General features: G+C 61.9%; 21 protein-coding genes. 5 read left to right on the plus strand and 16 right to left on the minus strand.

The genetic code is table 11. The features are described 5' to 3' along the window. Together VEK15_08645 and VEK15_08650 are read left to right on the plus strand one after the other, a co-directional pair. Positions 1 to 471 (plus strand): hypothetical protein (locus VEK15_08645; GenBank protein HXV60748.1); only part of this gene is annotated, 471 nt, incomplete at its 5' end. 94 nt (positions 472 to 565) lie between these two features. Beyond that, positions 566 to 2,017 carry a CRTAC1 family protein gene (locus VEK15_08650; GenBank protein HXV60749.1) on the plus strand — a complete coding sequence of 484 codons (1,452 nt, stop codon included), beginning with the start codon at positions 566 to 568 and terminating at the stop codon, positions 2,015 to 2,017. A gap of 24 nt (positions 2,018 to 2,041) precedes the next feature. Here the strand turns inward: VEK15_08650 and VEK15_08655 are convergent, their stop codons facing one another. From VEK15_08655 to rpiA, 7 genes are all read right to left on the minus strand, one after another. Beyond that, positions 2,042 to 4,024 carry a radical SAM protein gene (locus tag VEK15_08655; GenBank protein ID HXV60750.1) on the minus strand — a complete coding sequence of 661 codons (1,983 nt, stop codon included), beginning with the start codon at positions 4,022 to 4,024 and terminating at the stop codon, positions 2,042 to 2,044. 114 nt (positions 4,025 to 4,138) lie between these two features. After that, positions 4,139 to 5,065, minus strand: coding sequence for a VWA domain-containing protein (locus VEK15_08660; protein ID HXV60751.1), 927 nt, complete (start codon positions 5,063 to 5,065; stop codon positions 4,139 to 4,141). Then, positions 5,062 to 6,219 (minus strand): FHA domain-containing protein, encoded by a 1,158-nt coding sequence (locus VEK15_08665; protein HXV60752.1) that lies wholly within the window; start codon positions 6,217 to 6,219, stop codon positions 5,062 to 5,064. The genes VEK15_08660 and VEK15_08665 overlap by 4 nt, the downstream gene beginning before the upstream one ends. Before the next feature lie 84 nt (positions 6,220 to 6,303). After that, positions 6,304 to 7,173 (minus strand): glycine betaine ABC transporter substrate-binding protein, encoded by an 870-nt coding sequence (locus VEK15_08670; protein HXV60753.1) that lies wholly within the window; start codon positions 7,171 to 7,173, stop codon positions 6,304 to 6,306. Then, the gene (locus VEK15_08675) at positions 7,170 to 7,757 is read right to left on the minus strand and encodes an ABC transporter permease (GenBank protein ID HXV60754.1); all 588 of its coding nucleotides are present in this window, start codon (positions 7,755 to 7,757) and stop codon (positions 7,170 to 7,172) included. The genes VEK15_08670 and VEK15_08675 overlap by 4 nt, the downstream gene beginning before the upstream one ends. A gap of 49 nt (positions 7,758 to 7,806) precedes the next feature. Then, positions 7,807 to 8,568, minus strand: coding sequence for an ATP-binding cassette domain-containing protein (locus VEK15_08680; GenBank protein ID HXV60755.1), 762 nt, complete (start codon positions 8,566 to 8,568; stop codon positions 7,807 to 7,809). 14 nt (positions 8,569 to 8,582) lie between these two features. Further along, on the minus strand, positions 8,583 to 9,284 hold the full coding sequence (gene rpiA / locus VEK15_08685; protein ID HXV60756.1) for a ribose-5-phosphate isomerase RpiA: 702 nt from the start codon (positions 9,282 to 9,284) through the stop codon (positions 8,583 to 8,585). A gap of 50 nt (positions 9,285 to 9,334) precedes the next feature. On the opposite strand from rpiA, the gene VEK15_08690 reads away from it, so the two are divergent. Further along, on the plus strand, positions 9,335 to 11,200 hold the full coding sequence (locus VEK15_08690) for a glycoside hydrolase family 20 zincin-like fold domain-containing protein (protein HXV60757.1): 1,866 nt from the start codon (positions 9,335 to 9,337) through the stop codon (positions 11,198 to 11,200). Positions 11,201 to 11,244: 44 nt separating this feature from the next. On the opposite strand, the gene VEK15_08695 is transcribed toward VEK15_08690, so the two are convergent. The 8 genes from VEK15_08695 to VEK15_08730 form a co-directional block, all read right to left on the minus strand. Further along, entirely contained in the window at positions 11,245 to 11,550 is a 306-nt protein-coding gene (locus VEK15_08695; GenBank protein HXV60758.1) for a hypothetical protein, read from the minus strand. A 122-nt stretch (positions 11,551 to 11,672) separates the two neighbouring features. Further along, positions 11,673 to 13,457 (minus strand): glycosyltransferase, encoded by a 1,785-nt coding sequence (locus tag VEK15_08700; GenBank protein ID HXV60759.1) that lies wholly within the window; start codon positions 13,455 to 13,457, stop codon positions 11,673 to 11,675. Further along, complete coding sequence (locus VEK15_08705) at positions 13,454 to 14,515, minus strand: glycosyltransferase family 4 protein (GenBank protein HXV60760.1); 1,062 nt, start codon at positions 14,513 to 14,515, stop codon at positions 13,454 to 13,456. The genes VEK15_08700 and VEK15_08705 overlap by 4 nt, the downstream gene beginning before the upstream one ends. Beyond that, on the minus strand, positions 14,512 to 15,603 hold the full coding sequence (locus tag VEK15_08710) for a glycosyltransferase (protein HXV60761.1): 1,092 nt from the start codon (positions 15,601 to 15,603) through the stop codon (positions 14,512 to 14,514). The genes VEK15_08705 and VEK15_08710 overlap by 4 nt, the downstream gene beginning before the upstream one ends. After that, positions 15,600 to 16,868 carry a glycosyltransferase family 4 protein gene (locus VEK15_08715; protein ID HXV60762.1) on the minus strand — a complete coding sequence of 423 codons (1,269 nt, stop codon included), beginning with the start codon at positions 16,866 to 16,868 and terminating at the stop codon, positions 15,600 to 15,602. The genes VEK15_08710 and VEK15_08715 overlap by 4 nt, the downstream gene beginning before the upstream one ends. Then, on the minus strand, positions 16,865 to 17,599 hold the full coding sequence (locus VEK15_08720; protein ID HXV60763.1) for a hypothetical protein: 735 nt from the start codon (positions 17,597 to 17,599) through the stop codon (positions 16,865 to 16,867). The genes VEK15_08715 and VEK15_08720 overlap by 4 nt, the downstream gene beginning before the upstream one ends. A gap of 61 nt (positions 17,600 to 17,660) precedes the next feature. After that, positions 17,661 to 18,587, minus strand: coding sequence for a decaprenyl-phosphate phosphoribosyltransferase (locus VEK15_08725; protein ID HXV60764.1), 927 nt, complete (start codon positions 18,585 to 18,587; stop codon positions 17,661 to 17,663). 53 nt (positions 18,588 to 18,640) lie between these two features. After that, positions 18,641 to 18,979, minus strand: coding sequence for an STAS domain-containing protein (locus tag VEK15_08730; protein ID HXV60765.1), 339 nt, complete (start codon positions 18,977 to 18,979; stop codon positions 18,641 to 18,643). A gap of 147 nt (positions 18,980 to 19,126) precedes the next feature. Here VEK15_08730 and pta point away from each other — a divergent pair, with 147 nt between their 5' ends. Further along, on the plus strand, positions 19,127 to 20,128 hold the full coding sequence (pta, locus tag VEK15_08735; protein HXV60766.1) for a phosphate acetyltransferase: 1,002 nt from the start codon (positions 19,127 to 19,129) through the stop codon (positions 20,126 to 20,128). A gap of 31 nt (positions 20,129 to 20,159) precedes the next feature. Here pta and rpsU read toward each other — a convergent pair whose 3' ends face one another. Further along, positions 20,160 to 20,360: a 30S ribosomal protein S21 gene (gene rpsU, locus VEK15_08740; protein ID HXV60767.1), complete on the minus strand. Its 201-nt coding sequence runs from the start codon at positions 20,358 to 20,360 to the stop codon at positions 20,160 to 20,162. Between the two features lie 243 nt (positions 20,361 to 20,603). Here rpsU and purD point away from each other — a divergent pair, with 243 nt between their 5' ends. After that, positions 20,604 to 21,893, plus strand: coding sequence for a phosphoribosylamine--glycine ligase (gene purD, locus VEK15_08745; GenBank protein HXV60768.1), 1,290 nt, complete (start codon positions 20,604 to 20,606; stop codon positions 21,891 to 21,893). Positions 21,894 to 21,897 lie beyond the last annotated feature (4 nt).

The following is a 21,897-nucleotide window of genomic DNA, read 5'->3' on the forward strand; positions in this document are numbered from 1 at the left end:
GTCCGCACTCGCAGAGCCCGCCTCGCCTTCCTGACACTCGCGGCGGCTGAGTGCTACGCCGGTCCTCTTCCCTGGACCCTGGAAGCCCCGACGCTGCCGTCTATTTACCATCATGTATCGACCCTGGACGAAGCGGGGGCCCTCGTGGAGCTTCCGTTGCCGCCACCCGAACGGTTCCAGGACAATGCGCGTTACGTCTATCGGTCCATCTTTCACTTCCGCCCGCTGGTGAACGGTTACAGCGGGTTCGTACCGCGGAGCTACCGTGAGGCGTACCGATTGTTGATGTCGGAGCGATTCGATGAGGGCCTCGAGCTCATGGCCCGTGCGGGTGTACGTTTCGTCGTCACCCACTCGGGCCGCCTCGGACCGAGAATGCGCCGTCGAATCGAGCAGGCGGAAGGTCGCGGGAAGCTCGTTCTTCATCGGGTTTCCGGCTCCGATCGGCTGTACCGGCTGGAACGAGATTGATGGTATGCTACCTGGCCCCACCAACAATATGCGTGTCCAAAGCTTGTTTTGGTTGCTGATATTTTCGGTCGACCCGTCTTTTCCCAGGCTCTCTGTGGCGCAGACGAACGGCGGCGGTTGCAGCGGTCTCTGCTTCACGAATGTGAGCTCGAGCGCAGGCTTTCCGAGTCCTCAGAACTTCGGGGGACATGGAATCCAGGTCGTCGACGTGAACGGAGACGGCTGGCTCGACGTCTATGTCACCCACATCGCGGATCCCGCGGAAAACCGGCCCGATCTCCTCTTCATGAACGAGGGGCGGAATCCTCTGACCTTTTCGGAGGCTGGAGCCGCCAACGGCGTCGCCGACGATGGTTTTCTCGAAGACGTTTCGGCGGAATCCCACGCAGCCGTCTTCGCCGACCTCGACAACGACGGCGACTACGATCTCTTCAACGTCCACACCTGGAACGGCAATAATCGGTTGTACCGAAACGAGGGAACGGGGCGCTTCGTCGATTTGACCGAGAGCGCCGGAATCGAGATCACCGACCTCGGCTCCCGAGGAGTATCCGCCGCGGATCTGAACGCCGATGGGTTGCTCGACCTCGTGGTCTCCGCCTGGGAAGGTGCACAGCCAATCGTCTACTGGAACCTGGGTGGTCTACGTTTCGAAAGGCTTCGCCTGAAGGGCGTCGACAACCGCCCCTTTGCCAATCAAGGCATTTCCACTTCCGACTACGATGGCGACGGCAGACCCGACCTTGCCCTCACCGCTTTCGAATATCTCGAAAACGAGGGGCGGGGCCCGATTGCGCTCCTCAGGAACGAGGGCGACCGGTTCGCCGATTCGACGGATTTTGCGAGCCTCGTATACGAAAGGCGCAGCCGGGAGAGAGTGGGAACCAACGGCGTTGCCTTCGCCGATTTCGACAACGATGGCGTCATCGACGTCCTCATTACCGGCGGTCATGGATCCAAACTTTACCGAAACAACGGAGAGGGTCGGTTCCATCTGGTGCAGGTCTTCGACGGGATCCACTACACCGGGGCGTTCGGAGACCTCGACAACGACGGAGATCTCGACCTGTATTTCGCCGGGGAAACGGGAGTGTACCTCAACGACGGGAGCGGCGCCTTCGGACGCGTCGACGACGTGGGGCTTCAGGGTATCGGAGACGATGCCCGCGCCGCGGTCCTCGCTGACTTGGACAACGACGGCGCCCTCGATATCCTGATCGCCAGCAAGCAAGGGCCTAACAGTCTTTTTCTGAATCGGTCCCCGGTGGGCTCTTGGATCAAGGTTTCCCTCATCGGCCCCCAGGGCAACGCGGGAGCCTTCGGCGCGAGAGTGAAGCTTCATCCGGCAGGCTCCGCGGAGCTTCTGGGAATGCGAGAGGCTCGGTCGGGAACAGGCTACTGCGCTCAGGACGCTCCCGTCCTTCACTTTGGCACGGGTGCGGAAGCGCTGGTCGATGTCGCGGTCACCTTCCCCGACGGCTCGTCCGTTACCCGATCGGGCGTTCCCGCGGGACAGACACTCGTCGTGGATGGCCGGACGCCCTGATCCATCCGGGGTTGCTGGCCGGCTTTATTCCGTGGGAAGCCGATTTCCCGCCGCGAGAGCGACGAAGAATCCCGTGGTCAGACGGATCTCTCGAAGAACGTTCAGTCCGATGCGGTCGATTCGAAGCAGCGCGTCGACCCGACCCTGGCGAAGCCGAAGACTCAGCCGCTCCCAGAAGCGTGTGAGGTCGCTGCGGGTCTCCCGAAGACGCCCCACCTGTAATACGGAAACCTTGGCTTTCGCCAAACGAAGCCGGGACGGGACCTCCACACCGGGAACGGCGGCCCGAGCCCGAAGATAGGCCGTTCGCAGCTCGGAGATCCGGAGACTTCTCGACAAGCCTTTTCTCATTCGCGAGAGCTCCTCGACCACCCTTCTCTCGGTCTCGCTTCGTTTCCGCGTCTGGAGCCACAGCTCCTCGAACTCCAGGGTCAGGCGAACCGCACCCCGAACGTAACGATAGATCTCGGGGATCCGTCGTCGGGCGTGGGCGATCCTTCCCTCTCGAGGAAATCCCGGCCTGCGGCTCTTCCGGTCCTTGAACGGGAAGAACCCGGTGATCATGGGATGAGCTCCCTCGTTCAACGCGGAATTCTTGTACCAGTAGAAGTTACGGAGGACGTCCCAGTATCGATCGGGATGGACGCGCTCGAGGACGGACTTCATGTTGTCGAAGCTGTAGAAAGTCCGCCAGGCACGAATGTATGTGTCCGTCCAGGCCCCATTCTTGAGCAACGGGTGAGGCATGCTCTCGTGGAAGGAGTCGAAGGTGTTGTAGTCCGAATCCATCGGCTCGCCCGCCTCGACCATCCTCTTGTGATCTCGCGAGCCGGGAAGAGGGGTCAACATGAAGAAAGATGCCCGATGGGGTCTTACTTCGGCCATGAGCTTCCCAATGTCTCGGTCGACGCTCTCCTCGCAGTCGTGAGGAAAGCCGATGATGTATCCCACGTGGGTGCTGACCCGAACGCGGTGCCAGGCGTCGATCAGGTTTCGATAGTCCTCCACCTTGTTCTGGGCTTTCCCGGCATCCTTGATGCTTTCGGGGTTGATGCTTTCCATGCCAATGAAGACGTTGCTGCAACCCGCCCGAGCGGCTTTCTCGACGAAGCCGGGAATCTTGTAGGAGGCGACGTCGACCTGGATCATGAACTCGACGGGTATACCTTCCTTCTCCCTGAGGTCGATGAGGGCGTCGAGGATTGCCTCCCAGGCCGGGTTCCTCGCGAAGTCGTCGTCGGTGAAGAAATAGAAATCCACTCCTCGTTTCTGGTAGTTCACGCGCAATGTCTGGACGATGCAGTCCGGGGACCGGTGTCGGCTCTTTCGCCCCTGAACGTTGATGATGGTGCAAAAAGAGCAGTTGAACGGGCAGCCCCGACTCGTATCCACGGTGCCGAAGTTGCTGGATACGAACCGTCGAAGATAGTGGCGGTCGATGATGGGCAGCGGAGCACTGGACAAGTCGGGAAGCTGGTCCAAGAACCGGTAGATGGGTTGGAGCGTCCCCTGATGGGCCGCGCGAAGAATCTCCGTCCAATGCTCCTCGACCTCTCCGGCGACGACCGTCACCCCCACGTCCAGCAGCTCCTGGATCTCGGGTGTCGTTTCCTGAAACAGGGAGAGCATTCCGCTCACGTGAAAGCCGCCGATGAGCACGGTGACGCCTTGGCGACGAAACATCCGGGCGATATCCGCCGCGCGGCAATATTGGTTCGTCTGGACACCCACCAGGGCGACCACGACCCGGGTATCCGGACGCTTTTGGGCACGAATCACCCGCCGAACCGGGAGTCTGGCCACGGCCTCATCGACGAGCTCGACCTCGATCGTGACATCACCGAGGACCCGGCGACGATTCAGATCGTCGGTCAGACCGTGAAGGCACGCGAGCGTGTTACTCGGCAGAACGCCTCGCCAATGCCGGACGACATAGCCGGCATCGTCGTACTTCGACGGTTTCACCAGGAACAGGTGAAGCCTCTCGGGTAAGCTGTCACGTCTCATCGTCCGCCTCCTGCCCGCGATCTCCAGGGGTTGTGACGGCCCTGGCAACCGGCCAATCATATAGACCTTTGGCTTTCGGGAAAACCTTCCGGTCTTTGGACGGCGTTAGCGCAGCTAGGGCCGCTTCCGGCGGGGCGCCCGCCGGGCGTAGTAGCCGCTTCGCATGCGAACTTCGGTGCCGGACTCCGACGACAGCACTTGCAAACGCCGCCACTTGCCGTCATGGGTGTCGTTGGTCGAAACGTAGCCAATGGCGTACTGGCTTGCGAGCTCGGTCGCGATCTCCTCGTATACACCGGAAAGATCGTCCAACTTGTCGGGCGCGTAGGACATCCCCCCGCTTTCACGTGCCAGCATGTCCAGCTCGTATTTGGCGTTCCGGTATTTGTCCTTCTCCAGATCGCTCTCGGTGGCGCGAAGCGAGATCGCGTAGATGATGACGTTGCTCCGGCGAGCCTGCTGCTTGACGTCCTCGAAGCCGAGAAGAGATTTCGTATCGTTTCCGTCCGAGAGTACCACGATCGATCTCCGGTCGAGCTCGTCCTTCGTCTGGCGCTCGAGGTCTTTCAGGGAGATGTAGATCGCGTTGTAGAGCGAGGTTGCCCCGCCGACATCGGTGGCTTCGATCGCTTGCTGGACCTGGTCGAAATCCGAAGTGAACTCGGCCAGCGTCAGGACCCGGTCGTTGAACTCCACGACTTGGACCTCGTCTTCGGGCTTCAGTGAGTGGACGAAACGAATCGCGGCCTGCCGCGCCATGTCGATCTTCTGACGCATGCTGCTCGACGTATCGAGAAGGATGACCATCTTCAAGGGAAGCTCGGCCTGAGAAAAATACCGAATCGTCTGCTCGACGCCATCCTCGTACACCTTGAAGTTGTCCGCTGGCAGCCCGTTCACCAGTCCCCCTTTTTCGTCGAGGAGGGTTACCGAGAGACTCACGGTATCGACGTCCACGCGGAATTTCGGTCGGGGGTCTGGTGGCTGAGCGAACAGGCTGCTGGCGCCGAGGAAGCTGGCCGCCACCAGGCTCGGTCTCATCGATCTCGGATCCTCGCCAAGCGTTCTTCGGCGCGGGCCATGGCGGCAGCCGCTCCTTCGGCGGAATCGTCTTCGGCGCCAAGTTCTCGAGCACGGTCGAGCCAGCGGCGGCTTTCCTCCACTGCTTTTTCCAGTTTGTTCTTCTCGACGTCGGTGAGAAGGGCGCTCCGCTCGGCGACCTCGCGTTCGACGAAAGATGCTTTCGCCTCGGCGGCGAGGAGCAAGAGGTTCCAGTCACCCGGATCGATCCGGTGGCGGAAGGCCAGGGTGGCTGCCGCGTCACGGAGGGCGACCGGCCGCTCCTGGCTCGCGAGGCTGCTGGCGAACCGAAGGCTGTATTCGGGATCGTCAGGAAACACGTCGAAAAGCGTACCGATGATCTCGTAGGGAAACCAGGGTCCCTTCCGTCCGCCGTCCTCGGTGCCATCCGACACCCCGCCTTCGACCGAGATCCGCAGGGTCGTATGTTTGAGGTTGCTGATGGACGAGCGTCTCGATGTCATCGCGCTCCCGCTGGCGATGGTCCACAGGCTCAGCTCGAGCACGCCCCGTTCTACCGCAACGCTGCCGATGAAAGCGGCGCTGTCTTGGGGAAAGCCGGTCGTTTCGTCCAGCGCGATGGAGTGGGTGAGCTCGGCCTTCCCGTTCGCCGAGTCGATACGCACTTCGGAGACCGAGGGGACGATCTCCTCGCGGCCAAAGGATCTCCTCGTCGTGTCCTCGGGCAGGTGAATATTAAGCTTCGCGAAGCTCGAGAGAAGTCTATGCTCGAGCTCGTCCCCCCAGAGCTCGGGGAGCGATTCGTGATAAAGAAGCAGCTCGTCGGCAAGTTGGATTCTCGCCCCGGGGGCGAGGGACAGAGGAAAACGAGGACGCAGCTCTCTGCCGTTGAGGCGGCTGCCGTTGGAGCTGCCGATGTCAATGAGCTCGGATCCGCCATCTTTGTGCCGGATTGCCGCGTGACGCCGTGAGACCATGGGAGAGGTCAAGACGACATCGTTCTCCGTCAGCCTTCCGATACGGATCTCGTCGGCGCCGAGGGAGTAGAGCTTCGCCGTGCGAAAAACCCACACATAGCCCCAAGGCTCCTGGGCGATCGCGAAGACGGCGGCCAGGAGACCCGCGGCGAGGGTTCCCATGCGGTAGCGAGCCATACCCCTTCTGGAGTTTACCAAACTAGGATCCCCTGTAACCGGGGGATCAAGCAAGTCTGTGAGGAGGCTAACAAGATTTCGTTGCTATTGGCTGGCCCAACCTCGGTCGCGGACGAATTCCTCGACGACCTCGGGCGCGCGGCGTCGGTCGTCGTCCACCAGACGGTTGAGCCGCCTCATCGCCTGCTCGTCAATGGAGCCTTCGAGTAACGCCAGGACCTCTCCGAGGGCCCCATGAGCCGCGACCGCCTCCGGCCGATAGACGGCCGCCGCGTCGTAAGGGGGGAAGTATCGAAGGTCGTCTTCCAGAACGACCAGATCGTACTTCTCGATCAGTCCGTCAGTCGAGTTGCCGGAGACGATGTCCACTTCTCCTTCCACGAGAGCCTGGTAGACGAGACCGAGCTCGATCCCCCGAGGCGGAGCGCCAAACTCGAGATCGTAGGCTTCCACCAGACCCCGAAAGCCATCGGTGCGCTCGAGAAACTCGTGGCCCGCGCCGGGGCGAAGCGAACCGGCGTGCTCCCCGAGATGGGAGAGAGCTCGGACGCCGAGGGCCCTCGCTTGCTCTTTGCGCATGGACATCGCGAAAGTATTGGCGAAGCCCAACGGCTTGCTCCATTCCAGACCGAACCGCTCTCGATAGGCGTCGCGAACCATTTGATAGACGACGTCGGCATCATGGAGCACCGGCTCCTTCAGAATCGCGTTCAATGCCGTACCGGTATATTCGACGTAGACGTCGAGGTCTCCCGACACCAGCGCCCGATGGCAAATGAAAGTCCCGCCGAGGTTGAGGCGACGATCCACGAGAACGCCGCGCTGTTCCAGGAGCTGCGCGATGAGCTCCCCGAGGAGGATCTGCTCGGTAAAGTTCTTGGAGCCAACGACCACGCGGCTCCCGGGCGCGCAGCCCCAGAGAGCGACCGCTGCCAGGAGCACCACCCGCTTCACAGGCGCGCCGCCATGCGTCGCTGAAGCCTTCCCAGCAGGGCGTCGGCGACGAGTGCGAGCGCCGCCGCGGGAATGGCTCCGGCAAGAATGAGACGGTTGTCCACCATGGCGAGTCCCCGAAAGATGATGTTCCCGAGCCCTCCCGCTCCGATCGCCGCGGCGATGGTGGCGAGGCCCACCGAGATGACGGTAGCGATTCGTATCCCGGCGACGATCGTGGGAAAAGCGAGAGGGATCTCGATGAGTCGAAGCCTCTGCAGATCGGTCATGCCCATTCCGCGGCCCGCCTCCCGCACCGCGGGGTCCACGCCCTGGATGCCGGTATATGTGTTCCGCAAAATAGGAAGCAGGGCGTACAGCACGAGGGCGATGACGGCCGTCTTGCTTCCGATACCGCCCACGAACGGGATGGGAATAAGGAAGCCGAACAGGGCGAGGCTCGGAACGGTCTGCATGACGTTCGCGAAACCGAGAATCGGCGAAGCCAGGTCCTCGCGTCGAGTCAGCACGACACCGAGGGGGAACCCGATGGCGACCGCGATCAAAGTCGAGGTCAGCACCAGTCCAAGATGCTCGAACGTCATGAACGCGATATCGGTCCGCCGCTCGACGAAGAAACGAAATAGCTCCACGTCAGGTCCTCCGATAACCGTCGGTCCGCACCAGCTCGCGAACGAGGTCGCTAGCCGGCTCGCTTCGGATCCGTTCCGGAGGCGCGAGCTGTATCAATCTTCCCTCGTCCATGATACCGATACGGTCGCCGAGCTTGAAGGCTTCAGGAACATCGTGGGTCACGAAAACGATGGTCTTGTGCAACGACTGCGTCATTTCCAGGAATTCGTCCTGGAGCTTTCTCCTGGTGATCGGATCCAGAGCTCCGAAGGGCTCGTCCATCAGCAGGAGCGGCGGGTCCAAAGCCAGAGCCCGCGCTACCCCGACCCGCTGCCGCTGACCTCCCGAGAGCTCCGAGGGCTTCTTCATCGAGAACTCGTCCGGGTCGAGGCTCACCAGCCCGAGGAGGTAGCGGGCCCGTTCGCTTCTTCGTTCTCGGTTCCAGCCCTCGAGGCGAGGCACGAGCTCGACGTTTTCTCGAACGGTGAAGTGAGGAATCAGTCCCACTTCCTGGATGACGTAGCCGGCGCGGCGGCGCAAAACGATGGGATCCCAGCTGCGGACCTCGCGCCCCTCGACGAAGACCTGGCCCTCGTCGGGCTCGACCAAGCGATTGACCATCTTCAGCGAAGTGGTCTTTCCCGAGCCGCTCGACCCCAGCAGCACGAGGGTCTCGCCTTCGGCGACGGCGAAGGAGACTCCGTCGAGCGCGGGGCGCGTGCTTCCGGCGAAGCGCTTCGTCACGCCGCGAAGCTCGACCGTGGGTGCTCCGCTGTTTTTCATCACCCTGCTCGTGCTCAGCGGCGCTCGAGCCGGCGATAACCATGCGCCGATTGAACCAGCACGAGGTCGGCCATCCCGAGGAACAATCCGTTGTCCACGACTCCGGCCAGAGAATCGATCTGGCTCGACAGCTCGCCCGGATCGTCTATTCCGTCGAAACTCGCGTCGAGTATGGCATTACCATTGTCGGACGCGAAAGGCGTGCCGTCGCCGTTCGAGCGAACGGATACCGAAGCGCCGAGTCTCGCGAGGCCTCGAGAGACCGTGGAAACGGCGAAAGGCACGACTTCGACCGGCACCGCGCCTCGCGCCCCGAGCCGAGGCACGAGTTTCTCCTCCCCGACGAGAATCACGAATCGCCGGGATATCGACGCGACCACGCGTTCTCGGACCAGAGCGCCGCCATGGCCCTTGATCAGATCGAGATCGGGGGCCACTTCGTCGGCACCGTCGACATCGATATCGATCGAATCGACCTGGTCGAGGGGGACCAAGGGAATCTCGAGCTCACGAGCCAGGGCTTCCGTCGCCCGGGAAGTCGCCACCGCGCGAACCGATAGCCCGCCCTGGACTCGACGGCCGAGTCCGCGAACGAACATCGACGCGGCCCGACCCGTTCCCAGCCCGACGACCCAGCGGGACTCGACCATTTCGGCAGCCTCGACAGCGGCGGACCAGAGCGGAGATTTCTCGGTTTCCACGGGGAGGACGAGCATAGCGGACCATCGTGCAAACGAGCAACACGAAACGGTCATAGAATCCCCTCATGCAGAAGCTCCCGGCTTTGCTCCCGACGCCGCAGCGATTCCACGAGCGCGAAGGATCGTTTCGACTTCGGCACGATCTCCCCATCGTCCTCGGTCCGTCCTCCACCACGGGCGATTTTCGATCCGCCTGGGCGCTGCGCCGTCGAATCGAAGCGCGTACCGGTCTTACGCTTCCGGTCGAGACTCACGCGCGGATCGGCGATCTCGGCCAGCGTATCGAGCTCGAAAGGACCGGGGAAGAAGGCGATGGATACCGACTCGACGTGTCACGAGACTCGATGCGCGTCTCGGGGGCGGGCGCGTCGGGTCTTCGCTACGGAATCGAGACCTTGAGCCAACTCCTCGGTCGCGGCCGCGAAGTTCCTTGTTGCACGATCGACGATGCCCCCGACCTCGACAAGCGCGGCCTGCTCATCGACATCTCGCGCGGCAAAGTGCCGACGCTCGGGACATTGAAGGGCATCGTCGAACAAATGGTCCGGCTGAAGCTCAACCTGCTGATGCTCTATACCGAGCACGTGTTCCGCTTTCGACGCCACCCGGAGATCGGACGGAACTCATCGCCCATGGAGGCCTGGGAGATCCGAGAGCTCGACGCCTACGCCGCCGAACGTCACGTGGAGCTGGTCCCAACGCTGCAATCGCTCGGTCACATGCACCAGATCTTGAATCTTCGCGGTTTTCGCCACCTCGCCGAAAGCGAGAAGCGTTGGTCTCTCTCGCCTGCTCGGGAGCAGAGCTACGAGCTGCTCTCGGATCTCTATGCCGAGTACCTTCCGAACTTCGGTTCGTCGTGGTTCAATGCGAACTGCGACGAGCCCGTCGACCTCGGAAGAGGGCTGTCCAAGGATTGGGCCGAACGAGAGGGTCGAGCCGCCGTATTTGCGTCCCACGTACGACGAGTGAAAGCTCTGGCGGAGGAGCACGGAAAGAGGACGCTGATTTGGGCCGACGTGGTCCACGAGCATCCCGACGTGCTCGAACAGCTTCCTGACGGTCTTCTTCTTCTGGACTGGTGGTACGAGGCCGACCATGACTTCGATCGGGTTCGAGTGTTCGCGGACAGGAAGATCCCTTTCCTCGTCGCCGCGGGAACGTCGAGCTGGAACACGTTGTTCCCCCGCCTCGAGAATGCCGTTTCGAACATCCGCGGCTATGCCGAGGCGGCAAAACGACACCGTGGAGTCGGGCTTCTGATAACGGATTGGGGAGATGGGGGCCACCCCAACCTCCTCGGAAACTCTGCCCACGGTTTCGCCTGGGGCGCTCAATGCGCCTGGGGCAGGAGTGACCTCGGAGACAGGGAGTTCGACCGAGCCTTTGCCTGGAGCGCGTTCTCCGATCGCTCGGGAGCGGCGGGTCGACTCTACCGCCGGTTGGGTGCACTGCACCAGACCGGCTTCGACCACTTCAATCACTCGCCGCTCAAGAGCCTCTACTTCGACGACTGGACCGACGCGACCTACACCCGCAAGTCCCGTCGGAGCATCCTCGTCGAGACCCTGAGGCGGCTAGAGAGCGTGGAACGGGCCCTCGTCCAGAGCGACGGAAAATTGAAGACACGACCCTTGATTGCGGCGGAGCTTCGATTCGCCGTCGCGGTTTCGAGGTCGGCGGCGGAAAAAGGACTCCTCGGTCTCGAGTATCTGGATTTCGAGAACGAGGCTTCGTCCTGGACCCCGAGCCGCCGGAAGGGGCTCGCGCGGCGGGTGGAACGAGTCGCACGGGAGCAGGCGAAGGCGCGCGAAAGACATCGCGAGCTGTGGCTGGCGCGAAATCGTCCGTCGGGATTCGAGACCACCCGGGGCTATTACGAACGGTCGTTGCGAGGCATGCGACGGGCGGTCCGAAAGCTCGAGCGGTAGTACTAACGAGGCTTCGCGCTCGATGCCCGCCCGACCAAGGAGCGCTAAGCCCCGAAAACGATCCGAACGACGAACACGCCCACGAAAGCCACCACGATCATGCGTCCCGGCCAACGCCACGCACGGTAGAGAGCGACGTTGAACGCGCTGAAGCATCCAATTAAAACGAACAAAGCGATCGCGGCGAGGCGAAACGGAAGGCCGGCGTCGTAGGAGAGCATGTGGTAAGCGCCCGCCACCGCGAGAAACGTTCCCAGGGCGCCGAACAGAACCCGGAGAAAGGCCTGGAGCCTCGGCCCGCCTTTGGGACCGAGCTCGATACCGTCCAGTAAATCGTCCAGATCGAGCACTCCTTCGATTCTGAGAGACGAAAAGACGTCCGTCAAGAAACTGGCGGGTGGCGCTCAGCTTCGAGCTCGAGCGGGGAAGGCTTCGACGCGTCGAGCGGCGGACCCTGGTGAGCAACCAGCTCTCAACCGTTGGAGCCTTTTTCTTCCTCGGCCCCGCGCGGGGAGCGAGGTTTATAGAATTCTGGCAGCTCGCCTGGCTCCGTTTCTTCGGGGGGCTCTTTGGCCGCTCTCTCCGGGCGCTCCCCTCGGTCGGGCTCTTTCGGGTCGACGCGCGGATCCGGTGGTGAAGCGTCCGGGGGTACCGGTCGCGATTCCGGAGCGCGCGGCGGGATGGAAGCTCGGTAGAAGCTCGGAAGCGGGGACTCCTCTTCCTCCTCGGCAGGGTGAGGGACCTCTTCGTCCTCCTCGGCAGAGTCCTGGACCTCCTCTTTCTCCTCGGCCGGGTCCCGGACCTCCTCTTCCTCCTCCTCGGCAGAGTGATGGGACTCCCCTTCCTCCTCGAGAGAGTCCTGGATCTCCTCTTCCGTCACCTCGGCCGATTCTTGGATCTCCTGGGCCTCTTGGGCCCTATCCTGGACCTCGTCTTCCTTTTCGGCAGGCGGACCGCCGGTTGGCTCGAGAAGAGCCTCCTCATCGGGTACGACGGCTTCGGTCACTCGTCTCTCTGGGCGTTCGGCCGGCTCTCGCGAGGGTTGGGGCGCCTCTCGGCGCGCCGTTCGAGGCTCCTTGGCCGGCCTCGCCGAGGCGCGCAAGGCGAGCTCATATCTCGGCAGCAACTTGTGCCAGCCGTAGTTTTCCTTCACGTAACGCTGGCCGTTTCGGCCCATGGCTCTCGCGAGCGCCCGATCGCTCGCGAGCAGGTTGAGAATCGCCTCGAACTCCTCGAAGTCGTTGTAGTAGAAGCCAGCGTTCGCTTTGCGGCAATGATCCAGGAGAACGCGGGAGGCACCGTTCACCACGACCGGCGTGCCGACCGAGAAGGCTTCGAGCGTTACGATGGAAAGGCTTTCCAACCGCGACGGCTGCACCACCGCTTCGGAGCCGGCCATCGCCGAGAGCTTGTCCCCCTCGTCGACGAAGCCGATGTAGCGAATCGCTGAATCGTCGGGGAGCTTCATCCCCAGTTTTCCGATGAGGATGAGCTGAAGGTTGCCCGACGCCGGGTTCTCTTCCTTGTAGAACGTAAAGTAGCGGAACAGCTCCTCGAGGCCTTTGCCGGGATCGATTCGCCCCGCGTAGAGCAGGTATCGTCCGGGAATGCCGTGCTTCTTACGAAATGCGGAGGTGTCCGGCTGATCGAGAAGCTCCATCCCCATTCCAATCGTTTCGCGCATCTTCTTGTGAATCGGGAAGCGTTCGAGCATCAGCACTTCTTCCGATTCGGTATTGAACAAGAACGAGCTGGGGAGCTGGAACATCTCGCGAAAGATCCCGAGCCGCAGAGGCGGCTCGTCATGTGCGGTCGGTACGAGGATGCTCTTTTCCGGTGCGACCTGGAGCCCGTAGTAGGTCGGGTAGTACAGATAAGTAAAGAAGACCAACAGGTCATAACGGTTCTGCTCTTTCTTGAGGTGCTCGACGAGCTCGGGCACGACGGGTCCCTGTCGGTCGAGCCACTCGAGCTCCTGCTCCCGTGTGGGCTTCCCGTGGTAGATCTCCTCGGAATACTTGTTGAACTCTTCGAGGTTACGCTCGCTCGAGACCGGGAATCGCAGGATGCGCACGCCGCGGAGCTTCTGTTCACCGGGCTCGTACTCGTTCCTCCAGGTGATGTAGTCCCTGGCGGTGGTCGTCAAGACCGTGACCTCGTGACGGCGCGCGAGGCGCTCGGCAAGCTGGCGTGCGAGAGTCTCCGAGCCACCCAGAATCTCGCGACCGTACCGCTGAACGATGAAGGCCAGCTTCACCGGGACACCTCCTCGACATAATCGAGGAGCGCTTTCTCGACTCGATGGGGGTGAAAACTGGCGACCCGACGGGTCCCTCCCGCCGCCACCCGCCGGGACAAATCTTCGTCGCTGACCATCAGGTGAGCCATCTCCGCCAGCTCCTCGTAATTTTTCTCGTAAAACTCGATTCCCGCGCCGCCGAGCGTGTACGGGACCGCGCCCGCCGCGTAGGCCATCACCGGCAACTCCAACAACATCGACTCGACGAGAGGCACGGCGAAGCCTTCGTGCTCGCTCATGGTGATGAACAGGTCCGAGAAACGGTAGCAGGCAACGAGCTCGTCGAACGACAGATGGCCGGCGAAAAGGAATTCGCTCGGCCGCAGGCCCCACTCGTCCGCGAGCGCCTGCACCGCCTGTTGATAGCGCTCCATCCTACCGGCCTTTCCCACGAGAAGGAAGCGGAAGTTTTCCGAGACGTACTTCTTGTAGAAGAACGCGAGCTTCGCCAGATCCTCGAACCGTTTGTTGGGGTAGATCCGGCCCACGAAGAGGAAGTTGGCCCTGCCGTCGTCGAGCATCTCGCCCAACACCGGATCGGGCTCGGTATCGAGGTAAGGGGTGAAGTCCAGCAGGATGGGGAGCACGGCCGTCCTCGGGAAGCCCATTTCCTCGAGCTCGAGGCGGTTGAACTCGGAATCTCCTAGAGCCAGATCGCAGGCTCCAGAAAGGCGGCGAAGCTCCTCCCGGCCTCGGTAGGCAATCCGGGCGAGCTCATCGTCGAGACCCCGGAAGAAGCTCGCCGGGGTGATGTTGTGGTAGATGAGTACACGCGCCGCGGACTCCCGCTCGAACGCGCTCGTGAGCGGCGAAGGCAAGGCGAAATGAAGTATCACGATGTCCGAGCGCCTTCGGTCGCGCCAAGCCATCACCTCGCCTTCCATGTCCTCGTCGATCTCGAGCGCGAATATCTCGGCATCCGAGCCCGACCGGACCAGCGCATCGCGGATGCGCAGGGCCTCGTCACCGATGGCGTCGCCACGGTGTGCCGCGGGAAGCCATTGATCGACCTTCATGACTCTTGACTCCCCACCACCTCCGAGGCGAGGGCTTTTTTGACGAGCTCACCGAGCAGGACGCGGTCGTCCCTCGCCTCGAGTCGGTCGAGAGCACGGTCCTGACCGGTGACGATTCTCGAGGAGAGCGAATCGTTGGTCACGATGGCATGTGCCATGAGAGCGATTTCGTCGATGCGTTTTTCGCGGATCAGAATCCCGGCGCCATCGAGGGTCTCGGGCACGGCGCCAGCGTCCATCGCCATCACCGGGACGCCGAAGCGGAAGGCCTCGATGAGGGGAACGCAATATCCTTCGTGCTCGCTCAGACAGAGGAACAGATCCGCGACCTCATAGTAGGCGACCAGGTCGTCGTCCTCGACGTGGCCGGTGAAGACGACGTCCTTCAGCTGAAAATCGTCTACCAGCCTCACCAGGGCCTCGTGATACTTCTCGAAACCCACCCATTCGCCCACGAGCAGCAATCGGCAGTTCCGCTCGATGAACTTCTGGTAGAAGGCGAACACCTTGATGAGGTCGTGGAAGCATTTGTTGGGTATGACGCGACCCACGAAGAGAAAGTTCTTCTTGTCGTCGTCGAACATCCCCAGCACGGCCTCATTCGGGTCGATGTCGAGCCGCGAGTCGTCGAGCAGCAGGGGAAGGACCCCCGTCGGGTGGAAACCAACCGCGTCGAGCTCGGCACGGTTGAACTCGGAATCGCCGACCGCAAGGCGGACTCGAGGCACGAACGCCTGGAGCTCGCGCCGACCGTGGTAGCACAGACCGGCCAGGTGCCGGTGGTACGGTGCAAACCAACGGGCCGGCGTGATGTTGTGATAGACGAGGAGAATCGGGTTGGGGAGATGGTAAGCGAACGTGCTCACGCCCGCCCCTATGGAAAAATGAAGTATGACCAGATCATCCGCCGACGAGACCTGCGAATAGTCCCAAAGCTTCCGCGCCCGGCCTGCCATGTCGGGATGAACGGACTCGGCGAAGATCTCGGACTCGTAGCCTTCTTCACGAAGGATGGCTTGGATGCGCAGGGCCTCGTTGCCGATGGCGTCGCCATAGGACAGCGCCGCGAGCATCTGATCGACCCTCATACGCTCGACCCGAACAACCGGTCCAGAAGGCCAGATGCCCGGGGAACGGGGCCGCGCTTCTCGTCGGTTTTCCGAAGGACGTCAAGGATTCGATTGTATTTTCCCTCGATCACGTCCCAGCGATAGTGTTGCTGGTAGTAGCGCCGACCATTGTCGCCGAGCTGTGCCCGCAGATCCGCCCGTCGCTCCAAGAGCGACAGTGCCTCGCGAAACTCGTAGTAGTCGCCGTAGTAGAGGCCCCCGTTGGCGCGTCGGCACTGTCCAACGAGCACGTCGCACTCCCCGTTGGCGAGAACGGGTTTACCCAGGGCCCATGCCTCCAGGGTAGCCATCGAAAGGCTCTCGAGAGCCGACGGCATGATGAGAAGGTCGGCACCCGAAAGCGCGCTCCATTTCTCGGGATCCGGCAGAAACCCGAGATAGCGTATTCCCGGAGCCTCGGGTATTTCCATTTGCCGACCGCCCACGAGAAGCAATATGAGGCTCGATCCGGTCTCCTCGCGGTAGCGGCGGAAGTAGTGGACGAGGGTGCGACACCCCTTGTTCGGGTCGACGCGGCCGACGTAAACGGCGTAGCGCCCGCCGATGTCGTGACGGCGCCGAAAGGCCTCCTCGTCGGTCCGCTCCGGGACCCTGGATCCGACGCCGACGACCTCGCCGAAAACCCGCTGGTTTCCGCTCGCCGACCAGATCATCTGCCGTTCCTCGATCGAGTTGTAGACGATCGCTCGAGGAAGGTGGAATAGCTTCTTGAAGATGGAGAGGCCTACCACATCGTCCTTCTCCGCTGTCGGCACCAGAATCGCCTTGGGAGCTACCGCGTGAATACCGAAGTAGCTGTGATAGTAGCGATAGCTGAAGAAGACGAAATAGTCGTACCCCCCCATGTTCCGTCTCAAGTAACGCACCAGCGCCGGTGAAAGCGGCCCTTGCTCTTCGAGCCACGAGAGCTCGTCGGCTTCGCTGTGGCGCCCCAAGAAGACTTTCTGTGACAGGCGCCCGAACCGATCGGGGTCGCGCGGCCGCTTGACCTTGAACCGCCTCACCGGGACGCCGTGAACCGAATCGAGCCCCGACTTTCTTTCGTTCGCCCAGGTGATGTAGTCGCGAGCGCAGGTTGTCAATACTTCCACCCGATGCGTCGATGCGAGCCGCTCGGCGACCAGACGGCAATGGTACTCCGCACCCCCGTTGACGTCTTCGCCGTAGCGTTGCACGACGAAGGCGAGCTTGAGCCCGATTTCATTCGCGGGAGATGGGGTCAACTCCCGCTTCCGTCTCGGGGACCCGAGGAACCACTGCCGCTGCCGCCGCCTCGATTATCGTTCGGCCGGGCGCCGCCGCCACCCGCGCCGCGTCGCCGGCGAAAGGACCGGCGCCCCCCCCGACCCCGTCGTCTCTCTCGCGAATCGCGATCCTGACCGGGTTCTCGTCCGACGCGTGGCCGCGGAGGCTCCTCCTGCTCGCGCTCGGGGCGCGAGGGGCCGACGACTCTCTCGAAAGCCTTCTCGCGCTTGGTTTGGAAGTCGACACGAATGCCGAGGGTTCTGAGACGCGCCTTGATGTTGGAAAGCTCCAGATTCATCCGGGTCATTTCCTGAGCCATGTTGTGCAGAAGCAAAACATAGTAGCGGTTCAGGTCGGACTGCCGTGACAGCGCGGCAATCATGGGGTTGGGGTTGAAGAACAGCTTCAGAACCGGGTTCAGGATCTTGCGGCAGAGCCTGATCAGGCCCCCGCCACCCCCGCGCGACGACGCGTAGATGGTCTCGGGGTCGAAGCTGTAGTTCCATCGCTCGTCTCTCGCCCGGAAAGCGGCGACGAAATCGCTGTTGAACTCTTGACTATCGAGAACGGCGTCGAGTTGCATTTCTGCGATCTCGCGCACTTCCTCTTCGGTGTACAAGCCCTTCCGCTTCTGTTCGATCTGCCGGCGGATGTTGGTCATGATGGCTTCGACATCGATGTCCGAGCCTTTGGAGCTGAAGGTAGACATGAACCTCCTCATCGCGTCTGCCGCTTCGCGGCACCGCGCGTCACAAACTGGGCAGTTGTCGTTAGGGGAGAGTCAAGCTCGAACGACTGCCGTGGTAGATCAGCGTGATCACTGTGGCGGCCCAGAGCGCTACTGTCACGAGTATCGGCCTGTCATCGAGGAGGACCCGCGTCGGGTTCCCCCCCTCTTCCTTCTGATGCACGAGGTAGAGATAGCGAAAAATCCCATACAAAACAAAAGGAAGGGTCCAGATCATGCGGTCCGTACCGAACCGGTCCACGGTCTCCGGCGCCAGTGTGTAGAGCGCATAGGAGATGAGGGTCGAGGCCGTAACCACGGCTATCATTTGATCCAAAAGATTTGGGCTGTACTCTCCCAGGATCCTCCGATGCTCCGCCGCTTCTCTTGCCAGAAATGTGAGCTCTTGCCTCCTCTTGGCGAGCGCGAGAAACAGGGCGAGCAGTAGGGTACATATCAAGAGCCAATTGCTGAAGACGACGCCGATCGCTACCGCGCCGGCGATCGCCCTCAGCACGAATCCGAACGCCACGACGAGCACGTCGAGTATGACGACGTTCTTCAGGTGAAAGGAATAGGCGGTCATTGCCACGAGATAGGTGAGCGCGACGGCGGCGAATGGGGCCCCGATGGCGAGGCCGCCGACAAGACCCAGGGCCCCGAGCGCGACCGCTGCCGCAAGGGCGACCCGGGGCGACAACGCACCCGATGCGATGGGACGCATGCGCTTGACCGGGTGAAGCCGGTCCCCTTCGAGGTCCGCGAGATCGTTCAGGAGGTAGATGGCACCGGCGAGGGCACAGAAGACGCCGAAGGCGGCCACCGCCTGAAGTAGCGAATGCGGATCGTACAAACGTTCCGCAAAAATCAGTGCTGCGAGAACGACTAGATTCTTGGTCCACTGTTGCGGCCGTATGGCAACGACGAGACTTTGGAGCTGGCGAACGAACCACACCAGCGCGTCCGACATCGGGAACTCCCCTGACTGGGGTTTCAAAACGCTCGTCTCGCGCGGCGATCGGATCAACCGAAGCTCTTGACTACCTCTTCCTCGCTTTCGTAGGTCTCGAAGACCGTCAAGAGTTTGGTGATGGATAGCAGATCGTGAATACGCTTCGTCAGGTTCAGGAGCTTCAGCTTACCGTCTTTGCGGCTGACCGTCGTATAACAGCGGACGATTTCGCCGAGGCCAGCGCTATCAACGTAGGGTACTTCTCCCAGATTCAAAACGATCTTCGTGGTCCCGTTCTCCACCAACGTATTGATCTTCTCGCGAAGCAGTTCGTCACCCTCGCCGATGAGCATCTTCCCCTGGAGATCCAAGATGGTGACCCCTCCCACTGCTCTTTCCTCGATTTTCATTGCTAAGAATTCCTCCTAGACTTAGCGGGACTACTCTTGCAGTCCGACAGAACTACCACATCCGGCAAACCCTGTCAAACTATTTGAGTCGACGCCAGTTATCCGCATGACCCCTGGTGAGATTATGTTACACTCGGGCGCGACCCAATGGTTGACTCCTTCCTTCGGAGCCTGCAGGAGCGCGCCTCGAGCCGGCTCCGACGCATCGTCCTCCCCGAGGCTACCGAGTCGAGGACGCTTTCCGCGGCGGTCGAGATGAAAGCCCGCGGCGTCGCCGAGCCCGTTCTTCTGGGTGAGCCGGACGCGGTGCGAAGAGCGGCCTTGGACGCCGGGATTGCGGCCGCAAAGCTCGACGGCCTCGAGGTGATCCCGACGACAGGTCCCGTCGCCGATCGATACGGGGCCCGCCTGCATCAGATCGTTCGGCGAAGAGGCATCTCCGAAGACGAGGCCCGCCATCGAGCGCGCGATCCGCTGTATTTCGGTGCCCTGATGGTCGAGGCGGGTCAAGCAGCGGGCTATGTCGCCGGCGCAAAGGCCAGCACGGCGGAAGTTCTGCGACCGGCCATCTGGGTGTTCGGCACGCAGGATGGGATCCGTAGAGTGTCCAGCTTCTTCCTGATGAGCTTTCCCGACGAACGTGGCCAATTCGTTTTTGCGGACTGCGCCGTTTTGCCTGAGCCGAGCCCGAGCGAGCTCGCGGAGATTGCCATCCTCGCCGCGTCCAACACGAGGCTCTTTCTCGGCGTCGAGCCGAAGGTGGCCCTTCTGTCCTTCTCGACCAAGGGGAGCGCCGACCATCCTCGCACCCGCAGAATCATCGAGGCGTTCGAAACGCTGAGATCGAGAGCGCCGAGCCTTCTGGCCGATGGCGAGCTTCAAGCCGACGCCGCGATCGTACCCTCCGTCGGTCAAAGAAAGGCGCCCGCCAGCTCCGTCGCCGGACATGCAAACACGCTCATCTTTCCCGACCTCGATTCCGGCAACATCGCCTGCAAGCTGGTCGAACGATTGGCCGGTGCCTCGGCCATCGGACCCATCCTCCAGGGACTGGCAGCCCCGGCGAACGATCTCTCCCGAGGTTGCAGCATCGAGGATATCGTAAACGTTGCGGCCATCACGTCCCTCCAGGCGGGCGAGGCGCGATGACCGCAGCGGGATTCGAAAATCAGTTCAAGCGTCAGTCGGTCTGCTCGCGGCGGATTTTCTTGCGCTGTCGCTTCCGAGCGAGAGCCTGCTTGGCGCGTTTCTTGTCTCCAGGCTTCATGTAGAACGAGTGTTTCTTGATTTCCTTGATGATATCCTCCTGCTGCACTTTGCGCTTGAAGCGCCGCAGGGCACTCTCGATGGACTCGTTGTCCTGGATCTTGATCTCGGCCAAATCCGCTCAACCTCCCTTCGTCGCCGGGACCGCTCGTGCCCAAGGGGACACGAGCCGCCGGCACCTGGATTTCGAGTTGGATGCGAAAGCGTGGGTGCGGCCTCTCTTCGAGCTTCCGGCCCAAATACCCAGCATAAGAGACACCTTTTCCTTCTGTCAAGTGTTCCGAACGGATCGCGCGGCTCGATCACGTTAATCTATTGATAGAATGACTTTTACATCGACAAGGATTGACCGTTGAGAGTGCTCGTAATCGGAGGCGGTGGGCGCGAGCACGCGCTCGTGTGGAAGATCCGACAGAGTTCCGAAGTCAAGGAGGTCTACTGCGCGCCGGGCAATGCGGGAATTGCCTCGCTCGCCGACTGCGTGAACATCGATCCGTCCGATATCGTCGAGCTCGCGGATTTCGCCGAGAAGCTCTCGATCGAGCTCACGGTCGTGGGGCCGGAGCTGCCGCTGATTCTCGGGGCGGTCGACGAGTTCGAGCGACGCGGCCTTCCCGTCTTCGGGCCCAACCGTGCCGCAGCTGAGCTCGAGGGGAGCAAGACTTTCGCTAAAGACTTTCTTCGTCGCCACGACATCCCCACGGCGCGCTACCGCTCGGTGAATAGCAGAGAGGAAGCGCAGTCGGTCATTGGCGACGGCGAGTTTGGATTCCCCTTGGTCATCAAGGCGGACGGGCTCGCGGCGGGAAAGGGTGTCACCATCGTCGAGAGCCCCGAAGAGGCGCGCGCATTTCTCGACAAGCGAATCGGAGAGCGTCACCCGGGGAGCGCGGGCTCCAAGCTGGTCATCGAGGAGTTCCTCGAGGGAGACGAGGTCTCGTTCTTCGCACTCTCCGACGGACACAACGTCCTTCCCTTGGTGGCGGCGCAGGACTTCAAACGCGCTCGAGACGAGGACAAAGGACCGAATACGGGTGGGATGGGGGCAATCTGTCCGGCGACGATCTTTCACGCCGAGACCCTGAAGGGAATCGTTCGGGATATCGTCCACCCCACCATCTCCGGCTTGGCGGCCGACGGTCGGAAATACCAGGGCATCCTCTATTGTGGCCTCATGGTCACGGCCGATGGACCGAAGGTGCTCGAGTTCAACGTTCGGCTCGGCGATCCGGAAGCCCAGGCCATTCTCCCTCGGTTGAAATCCGACCTGGTTCCCTTGTTACAGGAGGTCGCGAACGGCAGGCTTGGCCAGCATCGTATCGAGTGGACCCGTGAGCCCGCCGTCACCGTCGTGCTCGCTTCCGGTGGCTACCCCGGAAGCTACCAAACCGGTTTTCCGATCGAGGGGCTCGAAAACGAGAACGTCGAGAACGGCAGGGATACCTACGTGTTCCACGCCGGAACGAAAAAGGAGGGGGGGTCTCTCGTGACATCCGGCGGGAGAGTGCTCGCGGTCACCGCCCTCGGGGGAAACTTGAAAGCCGCTATCGAGCGCGCCTATGAGAGTGTCGACAAAATACGTTTCGAAGGACGTCATTTCCGCAGCGATATCGGACGACGTGCATTGGCTCGCTTATCGGGAGGTTGAAGCT

Source organism: Vicinamibacteria bacterium (genome assembly GCA_035620555.1).
In the GTDB taxonomy this organism is placed as follows: domain Bacteria; phylum Acidobacteriota; class Vicinamibacteria; order Marinacidobacterales; family SMYC01; genus DASPGQ01.

Coding starts and splice junctions, on each gene's coding strand:
- VEK15_08655 (HXV60750.1), bottom strand. CDS start 4,024: ATGAGACGTGACAGCTTACCCGAGAGGCTTCACCTGTTCCTGGTGAAA.
- VEK15_08660 (HXV60751.1), bottom strand. CDS start 5,065: ATGAGACCGAGCCTGGTGGCGGCCAGCTTCCTCGGCGCCAGCAGCCTG.
- VEK15_08665 (HXV60752.1), bottom strand. CDS start 6,219: ATGGCTCGCTACCGCATGGGAACCCTCGCCGCGGGTCTCCTGGCCGCC.
- VEK15_08675 (HXV60754.1), bottom strand. CDS start 7,757: ATGACGTTCGAGCATCTTGGACTGGTGCTGACCTCGACTTTGATCGCG.
- VEK15_08680 (HXV60755.1), bottom strand. CDS start 8,568: ATGAAAAACAGCGGAGCACCCACGGTCGAGCTTCGCGGCGTGACGAAG.
- rpiA (HXV60756.1), bottom strand. CDS start 9,284: ATGCTCGTCCTCCCCGTGGAAACCGAGAAATCTCCGCTCTGGTCCGCC.
- VEK15_08690 (HXV60757.1), top strand. CDS start 9,335: ATGCAGAAGCTCCCGGCTTTGCTCCCGACGCCGCAGCGATTCCACGAG.
- VEK15_08705 (HXV60760.1), bottom strand. CDS start 14,515: ATGAAGGTCGATCAATGGCTTCCCGCGGCACACCGTGGCGACGCCATC.
- VEK15_08710 (HXV60761.1), bottom strand. CDS start 15,603: ATGAGGGTCGATCAGATGCTCGCGGCGCTGTCCTATGGCGACGCCATC.
- VEK15_08720 (HXV60763.1), bottom strand. CDS start 17,599: ATGTCTACCTTCAGCTCCAAAGGCTCGGACATCGATGTCGAAGCCATC.
- VEK15_08725 (HXV60764.1), bottom strand. CDS start 18,587: ATGTCGGACGCGCTGGTGTGGTTCGTTCGCCAGCTCCAAAGTCTCGTC.
- VEK15_08730 (HXV60765.1), bottom strand. CDS start 18,979: ATGAAAATCGAGGAAAGAGCAGTGGGAGGGGTCACCATCTTGGATCTC.
- pta (HXV60766.1), top strand. CDS start 19,127: ATGGTTGACTCCTTCCTTCGGAGCCTGCAGGAGCGCGCCTCGAGCCGG.